Consider the following 8,662-nt stretch of genomic DNA (forward strand, 5'->3'; position numbering starts at 1 on the left):
TGTCCCCGAGTCTCTCGAAAGGTCACCGGTGCGTCACAATCGCCGTTTCCGATGGGTTGCAATCCCGATCGCAGCGACACTTGCCATCGTCCTCGCGGGTTGCACGCAGGCCCAGCTCCACGGATTCCTGCCGGGCTTCGTCGAGGGCCAGCAGCCCGTCACCAACCACACCGACCGCATCAGCGGTCTCTGGGTGACGAGCTGGATCGTCCTGCTCATCGTCGGCATCATCGTCTGGGGTCTCATCCTCTGGGCGGTCGTCGTGTACCGCCGCCGCAAGGGACAGACCGGCCTGCCGGTGCAGCTCCGCTACAACATGCCGATCGAGATCTTCTACACGATCGTGCCGCTGATCCTGGTCCTCGGCTTCTTCGCCTTCACGGCGCGCGACCAGAACGCCATCGAGCAGCCCTACGCGCACCCCGACCTCAAGATCCAGGTGTACGCCAAGCAGTGGGCGTGGGACTTCAACTACGTCACCGACAACGTGTACGACCCGGGCATCCAGGCTCAGCCGACCGACTCGAACGCGACGCCCGGCTCTGTCCAGGAGAGCCAGATCCCCACGCTCTACCTCCCCGAGAACAAGAAGATCACGGTCCAGCTCGACTCGCGCGACGTGATCCACTCCTTCTGGGTCCCGGCCTTCCTCTACAAGAAGGACGTCATCCCGGGCAAGACCAACTACATGTACTTCTCGACCACGGGCCGCACCGGCACCTTCCTCGGCAAGTGCGCCGAGCTCTGCGGCGAGTACCACTCCGCGATGCTCTTCAATGTGAAGATCGTGTCGCAGAGCGAGTACGACGCTCACATCCAGTCGCTGCGCGACAAGGGCTTCAAGGGGCAGCTCGGGTCTCCAGTACGACCGCAACAACAACCTGCCCGGCACGGGCGCCCCGACGGGCAACCAGTGATTTCGGCAACGAGTAGGACAGACGCATGACGACGACAGCACCGGCGCCCGGAGCGACCACCGCGGCCGCTCCGAAGCCCACCCTCCTCACCGCCAACGGCGTTGAGCGCAAGGGCAACATCCTCGTGAACTACATCACGTCGACGGACCACAAGACGATCGGGTACATGTACCTGATCTCGTCGTTCATCTACTTCCTCATCGGCGGCGTGATGGCCCTCATCATCCGCGCCCAGCTCTTCGAGCCGGGTCTGGAGGTGGTGCAGACCAAGGAGCAGTACAACCAGCTCTTCACGATGCACGGCACGATCATGCTGCTGATGTTCGCGACGCCGCTCTTCGCCGGCTTCGTGAACGTCCTCATGCCGCTGCAGATCGGCGCCCCGGACGTGGCGTTCCCGCGTCTGAACGCGCTGGCGTACTGGTTCTACTCGTTCGGCTCGCTGATCGCGGTCGCCGGCTTCCTCACCCCGCAGGGTGCGGCGTCGTTCGGCTGGTTCGCGTACGCGCCGCTGTCGAGCACGACCTTCTCGCCGGGGATCGGCGGCAACCTCTGGGTCCTGGGCCTCGGCCTGTCCGGCTTCGGCACCATCCTCGGTGCGGTCAACTTCATCACGACCATCATCACGATGCGCGCGCCGGGCATGACCATGTTCCGCATGCCGATCTTCACCTGGAACGCGATGGTCACCTCGATCCTCGTGCTCATGGCCTTCCCGGTGCTCGCCGCCGCGCTGTTCGCCCTCGCGGCCGACCGCGTGTTCGACGCGCACATCTACGACGCCGCGAACGGCGGTGCACTGCTCTGGCAGCACCTGTTCTGGTTCTTCGGCCATCCCGAGGTGTACATCATCGCGCTGCCGTTCTTCGGCATCGTCTCCGAGATCTTCCCGGTGTTCAGCCGCAAGCCGATCTTCGGGTACAAGACCCTCATCTACGCGACGATCTCGATCGCGGCCCTGTCCGTCACCGTGTGGGCGCACCACATGTACGTGACCGGCTCGGTGCTGCTGCCCTGGTTCTCGCTGATGACGATGCTCATCGCTGTTCCGACCGGCGTGAAGATCTTCAACTGGATCGGCACGATGCGGCGCGGCTCGCTGACCTTCGAGTCCCCGATGCTGTGGTCGATCGGCTTCCTGATCACCTTCACCTTCGGTGGTCTGACCGGCGTCATCCTCGCGTCGCCCCCGCTGGACTTCCACGTGTCCGACACCTACTTCGTGGTGGCGCACTTCCACTACGTCGTGTTCGGCACGGTCGTGTTCGCCATGTTCGCCGGCTTCTACTTCTGGTGGCCGAAGTGGACGGGCAAGATGCTCAACGACCGTCTCGGCAAGTGGCACTTCTGGCTGCTGTTCATCGGGTTCCACACGACGTTCCTCATCCAGCACTGGCTGGGCGTGGTGGGCATGCCTCGCCGGTACGCGACCTATCTGCCGTCGGACGGCTTCACCTGGATGAACCAGGTCTCGTCGATCGGCGCCGGCATCCTCGCGATCTCGATGATCCCGTTCTTCGTCAACGTCTACCTGACGGCGCGCAACGCCCCGAAGGTCACGGTCAACGACCCGTGGGGCTACGGGCGCTCGCTCGAGTGGGCGACCTCCTGCCCGCCGCCGCGGCACAACTTCACGTCCATCCCGCGCATCCGCTCCGAGTCGCCGGCGTTCGACCTCAACCACCCCGAGGCCGGCATCCCGATCGGCGTCGGCGGCGGCAAGGACGCCCCGGACGCTCCCGTGCTCGATCTCTCCAACAACAAGGTGAAGTAACCCATGAGAGCCAATTCCGTCCTCTTCTGGATCCTGTCAGTCTTCTTCATCCTCTCGGCGATCGTCTACACGCTGTGGAGCCTGCTCGACCCGATGCACCTGAAGGTCGAGTGGGTCGGCACGGTGGCGCTCACGCTGAGCGCCATCCTGGCCGCGTTCATCGCGTTCTACGTGGGTCGCTCGCACGCCGCCCAGGGCGGCGAGCTGCCGGAGGACCGTCTCGACGCGAACATCGACGACGGCGACCCCGAGCTCGGCCACTTCTCCCCGTGGAGCTGGTGGCCGGTGGCCCTCGCGACAGGCGCTGCGCTGGTCATGCTGGGCCTCGCGGTCGGCTTCTGGATCTGCTTCATCGGCGTGGCCTTCAGCATCGTCTGCATCGTCGGCTGGGTCTACGAGTACTACCGCGGCTACTTCGCGCGCTGAGCCGCCAGCGAACCGCACGAGGGCCGTCTCCCACAGGGAGGCGGCCCTCGCTGCATGCTCGCCGCGGCACCGCCGTGTCCCGAAGGGGGTCGCAACACGCCGCTACCGCGCCGCAATAGCGGCGTGTTGCGACCCCCTGCGCTGCGCCTGCGCTTCGGTCTGCAGTGTGTTGCGACCCCGTTCGCGCCGCAGCCCGTGACCTGCGCACGTGCGGGGCGCGCGGTCAGCGGGGCGTGAAGGTGAGGAGGTCGACGGAGACTGTCGTCGTCGCGGCCTCGGCGGGGGCGGCATCGGCGTGGCGGGCGGAGGGGCCCATGGCCGCCAGGGCGCGTCGGAGGGCGTCGTCGAGTGTCAGAGCGTAGTCGATGTGTTCGCGCGCCAGCGGGGCGTACAAAGCGTCTGCGGCGGCGATGACGTCCTCGGCCTTGTCGGTAGGGATGTCGAGCATGCCGCCGGTCTCCCGCAGGGAGGCCAGGTGGTCGGCACGGGGTACCACGACCGCGAGGGTACCGCCCGGCTGGAGGACGCGGTGGAACTCGGCAAGATTACGGGGCGCGAACACGTCCAGCACGGCGTCCACGCTGTGCGAGCGCACGGGGAGCGGACGCCAGGTGTCCGCCACCAGCCCGTCGATGTCCGGGGAGGAGCGCACGGCTCGGGCGACGGCGGTGGGGGAGAGGTCCATCGCCAGGCCGACTGTGCCAGGGGAGGCGGCGAGCACGGCGCGAAGGTAGTGGCCCGTGCCGGCGCCGGCGTCGAGGACTCGCGCGCCCGGCGGCAGGGCAACTGCTGACGCGAGGGCTGTCGCGATGGGAGCGTACGCTCCGCCCTCCAGCACCGTGTCGCGCGCGTCCAGCATCTCGGCCGTGTCGCCGACGAACCTGCTCCCGCCGCCGAGGAGGGACACGTAACCGCGCTTGTTCACGTCGTGCCGATGCCCGTCGGCGCAGCCCAGCGCGAGACGGTCGACGGGCGCCAGGTCTCGCCCGCAGACGGGGCAGCGCAGCCACGAGGCCAGACGGTCCAGGTCGGTCATGGCAGCCTCCGCGAACGGTCGGTGATGGGAAGGGTCGGGGATACGCGAAAGCGCCGGTGCAAAACTGCACCGGCGCCTTCACAGCGGATCAGTGGTGGCCGTGGCCCGACTCGAGTTCGCCGCGGGTCGGGGGGACCAGCCGGTCCTCGAAGAACCAGCGGGACAGGCTCGCGCGCATGCGGGTGCCGGCAGTGATCTTGCCGCGCTTGTTCGGGCGCACCATCAGCGGCTCGTACGTCTCGAAGCTGACCAGACGCCAGCGCTCGTAGTCGCTGAGCTGCTCGTGCACCTCGATGAACTCGCCACCGGGGAGCTTCACGATGCGGCCGGTCTCGTAGCCGTGCAGTGCGATGGTGCGGTCCTTCTTCGCCAGCGCGATGCAGATGCGCTTGGTGAGGAAGTACGCGACGACCGGGCCGACGAACAGCAGCGCCTGGAGGGTGTGGATGACGCCCTCCATCGTGAGCTTGAAGTGCGTCGCGATGATGTCCGACGAGGCCGCAGCCCAGAACACCGCGTAGAAGGTCGTGCCTGCCGCGCCGATGGCCGTACGGGTGGCCGCGTTGCGCGGACGGTCCAGGATGTGGTGCTCGCGCTTGTCGCCGGTGACCCACGCCTCGATGAAGGGGTAGATCATCACGGTCACGATGAAGAGGCCGAGGATGGCGACGGGGACGATGATGTTGAACGACCACGTGCGGTTGAGCCAGACGAACTCCCAGCCCGGCGGGACCAGACGCAGCGCGCCGTCCGCGAAGCCGATGTACCAGTCCGGCTGGGTGCCGGCGGACACGGGGAGGGGTCGTACGGGCCGTAGTTCCAGATCGGGTTGATGGTGAAGAACGACGCCATGGCCGCGATGACACCGAACACGATGAAGAAGAACCCGCCGGCCTTCGCCGCGTACACCGGCAGGACCGGGTAGCCGACGACGTTGCCCTGCGTGCGTCCGGGAGCCGCGTACTGCGTGTGCTTGTGGACGACCACGAACACCAGGTGGAGCGCGATGAACGCGACCACCAGTGCGGGCAGCAGCAGGATGTGCAGCGTGTAGAGGCGTCCGACGATCGCGGTGCCCGGGAACTCGCCGCCGAAGAGCAGGAACGAGATCCAGGTGCCGACGACGGGGAGGCCCTTGACCAGGCCGTCGATGATCCGGAGGCCGTTGCCCGAGAGCAGGTCGTCCGGGAGCGAGTAGCCCGTGAAGCCCTCGGCCATCGCCAGGATGAACAGCGTGAAGCCGATCACCCAGTTCAGCTCGCGCGGCTTGCGGAACGCGCCCGTGAAGAAGATGCGGAGCATGTGCAGGCCGATCGCGGCCACGAACAGCAGCGCCGCCCAGTGGTGGATCTGGCGCACGAGCAGGCCGCCGCGCACCTCGAACGAGATGTTGAGGGTGGACTCCATCGCCGCGGACATGTGGATGCCCTTGAGCGGCACATAGGAGCCGTTGTAGACGACCTCGGCCATCGACGCCTGGAAGAAGAACGTCAGGAACGTTCCGGTCAGCAGGATGACGATGAAGCTGTAGAGGGCGACCTCACCGAGCAGGAAGGACCAGTGGTCGGGGAAGATCTTGCGACCGAACTCCTTGACCGCGCCCGAGATGCTGGTGCGGTCCTCGATGTAGTTGGCGGCGGCAGCGGTGAAGCCGCCGCTCTTGGCCGTGGTGGGTGCCGCAGGGGCTGCGGCGGTCGACGTGCTCAATGACGCTCCCAGAAACTCGGGCCGACGGGCTCGTGGAAGTCGCTGCGGGCGACCAGATAGCCTTCGGCGTCAACGGTGATCGGCAGCTGCGGCAGAGGCCGCTTCGCCGGTCCGAAGATGACCTGCGCTTCGTGCGTGATGTCGAACTGCGACTGGTGGCACGGGCACAGCAGGTGGTGGGTCTGCTGCTCGTAGAGTGCCACGGGGCACCCGACGTGCGTGCAGATCTTGGAGTAGGCGACGATGCCGTCGTAGTTCCAGTTCTCGCGGCCCTTGGACACGTGCAGGTCCTCGGGCTTGAGGCGCATGAGCAGGACGGCCGCCTTGGCCTTCTGCTCCAGCATGTCGGGGGCGTCGTTGAGGCCCTCGGGGATGACGTGGAAGGCGCTGCCGAGCGTGACGTCGGAGGCCTTGATCGGCGTGCCGGACGGGTCGCGGGTCAGACGGATGCCCTTGGCCCACATCGTCTGCGACAGCAGCTCGGCCGGGTCGACGCCCTGCGGCGCGAGACCGCGGAAGAGGATGATGCCGGGCAGCGGGAAGGCGATCAGCGCGCCGATGAGGCTGTTGCGGATCAGGACCCGGCGGTTGAAGCCGGACTCCTCGTCGGCCTGGCGGAAGATCTCCGCGGCGCGCTCGGTGGTCTGCTCGGAGCCGCGCACGGGGTGCCGGAGGTCGACGCCCTCCTTCTCGTGCATGAGGGCCTTGCCCCAGTGCACCGCGCCGATGCCGATCGCGAGGAGGGCCAGCGTGATGCCGATGCCGATGAACAGGTTGTTCAGGCGGACCGAGCCCGGGTCGCTGGCGTTGATCGGGAACGCCATGTAGGCGGCGACCGCCCAGACCGAGCCTGCGATCGACAGGTAGAACAGCGTGTAGACGGTGCGCTCGGCGCGCCGCTCCTTGCGGGGGTCGAGGTCGGTCACCCGGGGCCGGTGCGGCGGGAAGCCGGGGTTCTCCACGGCGTCGCGGATGATCACCGCCGTTCCGGGGTCGCCGGTCCGGTGCACGTCGACGGCCGACGAACTGGCTGGCGTCAGCTCGTGACCGCCGTTCTCGTCCTGTGCCATTGTTCTCCTTCTTACGCTGTGCTTCTACAAGTACGACAGAACGGTCAGTTGGACTTCGCCGTGATCCACACGGTCAGGGCCACGATGGCGCCCAGACCGAAGATCCAGAGGAAGAGTCCCTCGGCCACCGGGCCGAGCGAGCCGAGCTCGATGCCGCCCGGGGACGGGTTGTTCTGGATGTACTTGAGGTACGTGATGATGTCGGCCTTGCCCTGGGGCGAGATGTTCAGATCGTTGAAGACCGGCATGTTCTGCGGGCCGGTGATCATGGCCTCGTAGATGTGCTTGGCGCTCACGCCGGTGAGCGGCGGGGCGTACTTGCCCTCGGTGAGGGCTCCACCGGCGCCGGCGACGTTGTGGCACATCGCGCAGTTGATCCGGAAGAGCTGGGCGCCGTTGGCGGCGTCGCCCTTGCCTGCGAGGAACTTCTGCTCGGGGATGGACGGCCCGGGAGCCAGCGAGGCCACGTAGTCGGCCAGGGCCGCGACCTCTTCGTTCGAGAACTGGACCGGCTTCTGCTCGGCCTGCGGGCCCTGCATCTGCATGGGCATGCGGCCGGTGCCGACCTGGAAGTCGACCGCGGCGGCGCCGACGCCGATGAGCGACGGTGCGTTGACCGTGCCCTGGGCGTCCATGCCGTGGCAGGTGGCGCAGTTGGCCTGGAACAGCTTCTCGCCCTGCGAGACCGAGGACTTGCTGGCGGTCTGGACCTGCGGGGTCTCGGCGGAGGCCGTGGTGGTGGTGAACGCGGCGTAGGCTCCGCCGGTCAGGCCGAGGCCGATGGCGAGCAGCGCGACGGTGGCGAGCGGGTGGCGGCGACCGGTCTTGCGCGCGGCCTTCGCATTACGCGAGGGCGCTGCTGCGCGGGACTTCTGGGTGCCGGGGACGCGGGGACGCATGAGGTGAGGTCAGCTCCTGTTGATCTATCGGATGATGTAGATGACCGCGAACAGTCCGATCCACACGACGTCGACGAAGTGCCAGTAGTACGACACGACGATGGCGCTCGTGGCCTCTTTGTGGCCGAAGGTCTTGACCGCGAAGGCGCGGCCGATGACGAGGAGGAAGGCGATGAGGCCGCCGGTGACGTGCAGGGCGTGGAAGCCGGTCGTCAGATAGAAGGCGGAGCCGTAGGCGTTGGCGTTGAGCGAGATGCCCTCGGAGACGAGCGTGGCGTACTCGAGCACCTGGCCGGAGACGAAGATGGCGCCCATGATGTAGGAGAGGGCGAACCACTCCACCATGCCCCACTTCCAGAACTTCAGCAGCCCGGCCGAGTGGCGCGGCTGGAGCCGCTCCGCGGCGAAGACGCCCATCTGGCAGGTGATGGAGCTCAGCACGAGGATCGTGGTGTTCACGGCCGCATAGGGGATGTTCAGGTGCTGCGTCTCCGCGGCCCACAGGTCCGGCGACGTCGACTTGAGCGTGAAGTAGATCGCGAACAGGCCCGCGAAGAACATCACCTCGGAGCCGAGCCAGACGATCGTGCCGACGGCCACGACATTGGGCCGGTTGATCGCCGGCGCACTCGTTGCAGGGGAAATGGAGGTGCTCGTCACAAATCCCATTATGGCTGAAAAGAAGCCGTGGTTTTCTCACCTGAATGGCAGGAATCTGCTCCGATTCAGGAAACGACCCCCGTACACCTGGTACAAACGGGCGGCTCCCCGTGGCGTGTCGCCTCCCCATAGGATCGCAGTATGACGGAAAAGCAGTCCTGGTCGTCCGTGCT

At 66.9% G+C, this 8,662-nt stretch carries 7 protein-coding genes and 1 pseudogene; 3 read left to right on the plus strand and 5 right to left on the minus strand.

Annotation, left to right across the window (positions count from 1 at the left end; all coding sequences use genetic code 11):
- The first annotated feature begins 28 nt into the window (after positions 1–28).
- Genes ctaC through ACRAWC_RS27075 form a run of 3 tightly spaced genes read left to right on the plus strand, consistent with a single transcriptional unit; the run spans position 29 to position 3,117 of the window.
- Complete coding sequence (ctaC, locus tag ACRAWC_RS27065) at positions 29–946, plus strand: aa3-type cytochrome oxidase subunit II (RefSeq protein WP_431350237.1); 918 nt, start codon at positions 29–31, stop codon at positions 944–946.
- Positions 943–2,691 (plus strand): aa3-type cytochrome oxidase subunit I, encoded by a 1,749-nt coding sequence (ctaD, locus tag ACRAWC_RS27070; protein WP_431350238.1) that lies wholly within the window; start codon positions 943–945, stop codon positions 2,689–2,691. Before ctaC ends, ctaD begins: the two co-directional genes overlap by 4 nt.
- Before the next feature lie 3 nt (positions 2,692–2,694).
- Entirely contained in the window at positions 2,695–3,117 is a 423-nt protein-coding gene (locus ACRAWC_RS27075) for a cytochrome c oxidase subunit 4 (protein WP_431350239.1), read from the plus strand.
- Positions 3,118–3,340: 223 nt separating this feature from the next.
- Here the strand turns inward: ACRAWC_RS27075 and ACRAWC_RS27080 are convergent, their stop codons facing one another.
- The 5 genes and pseudogenes from ACRAWC_RS27080 to ctaE form a co-directional block, all read right to left on the minus strand.
- Entirely contained in the window at positions 3,341–4,153 is an 813-nt protein-coding gene (locus ACRAWC_RS27080; protein ID WP_431350240.1) for a methyltransferase domain-containing protein, read from the minus strand.
- Positions 4,154–4,241: 88 nt separating this feature from the next.
- Positions 4,242–5,860, minus strand: a pseudogene (qcrB, locus tag ACRAWC_RS27085) (cytochrome bc1 complex cytochrome b subunit).
- On the minus strand, positions 5,857–6,930 hold the full coding sequence (gene qcrA / locus ACRAWC_RS27090) for a cytochrome bc1 complex Rieske iron-sulfur subunit (RefSeq protein WP_431350241.1): 1,074 nt from the start codon (positions 6,928–6,930) through the stop codon (positions 5,857–5,859). Before qcrA ends, qcrB begins: the two are co-directional and overlap by 4 nt.
- A gap of 44 nt (positions 6,931–6,974) precedes the next feature.
- Positions 6,975–7,829: a cytochrome bc1 complex diheme cytochrome c subunit gene (qcrC, locus tag ACRAWC_RS27095; protein ID WP_431350242.1), complete on the minus strand. Its 855-nt coding sequence runs from the start codon at positions 7,827–7,829 to the stop codon at positions 6,975–6,977.
- Positions 7,830–7,853: 24 nt separating this feature from the next.
- Positions 7,854–8,498, minus strand: a complete 645-nt coding sequence (gene ctaE / locus ACRAWC_RS27100) for an aa3-type cytochrome oxidase subunit III (RefSeq protein WP_431350243.1) — start codon at positions 8,496–8,498, stop codon at positions 7,854–7,856.
- Between the last annotated feature and the right edge of the window lie 164 nt (positions 8,499–8,662).

Source organism: Leifsonia sp. L25 (assembly GCF_050632895.1).

What these genes read in the sequence shown, in the direction of transcription:
- ACRAWC_RS27075 (WP_431350239.1), top strand. Translation starts at nt 2,695, where the DNA reads ATGAGAGCCAATTCCGTCCTCTTCTGGATCCTGTCAGTCTTCTTCATC.
- ctaD (WP_431350238.1), top strand. Translation starts at nt 943, where the DNA reads ATGACGACGACAGCACCGGCGCCCGGAGCGACCACCGCGGCCGCTCCG.
- qcrA (WP_431350241.1), bottom strand. Translation starts at nt 6,930, where the DNA reads ATGGCACAGGACGAGAACGGCGGTCACGAGCTGACGCCAGCCAGTTCG.
- ACRAWC_RS27080 (WP_431350240.1), bottom strand. Translation starts at nt 4,153, where the DNA reads ATGACCGACCTGGACCGTCTGGCCTCGTGGCTGCGCTGCCCCGTCTGC.
- ctaE (WP_431350243.1), bottom strand. Translation starts at nt 8,498, where the DNA reads ATGGGATTTGTGACGAGCACCTCCATTTCCCCTGCAACGAGTGCGCCG.
- qcrC (WP_431350242.1), bottom strand. Translation starts at nt 7,829, where the DNA reads ATGCGTCCCCGCGTCCCCGGCACCCAGAAGTCCCGCGCAGCAGCGCCC.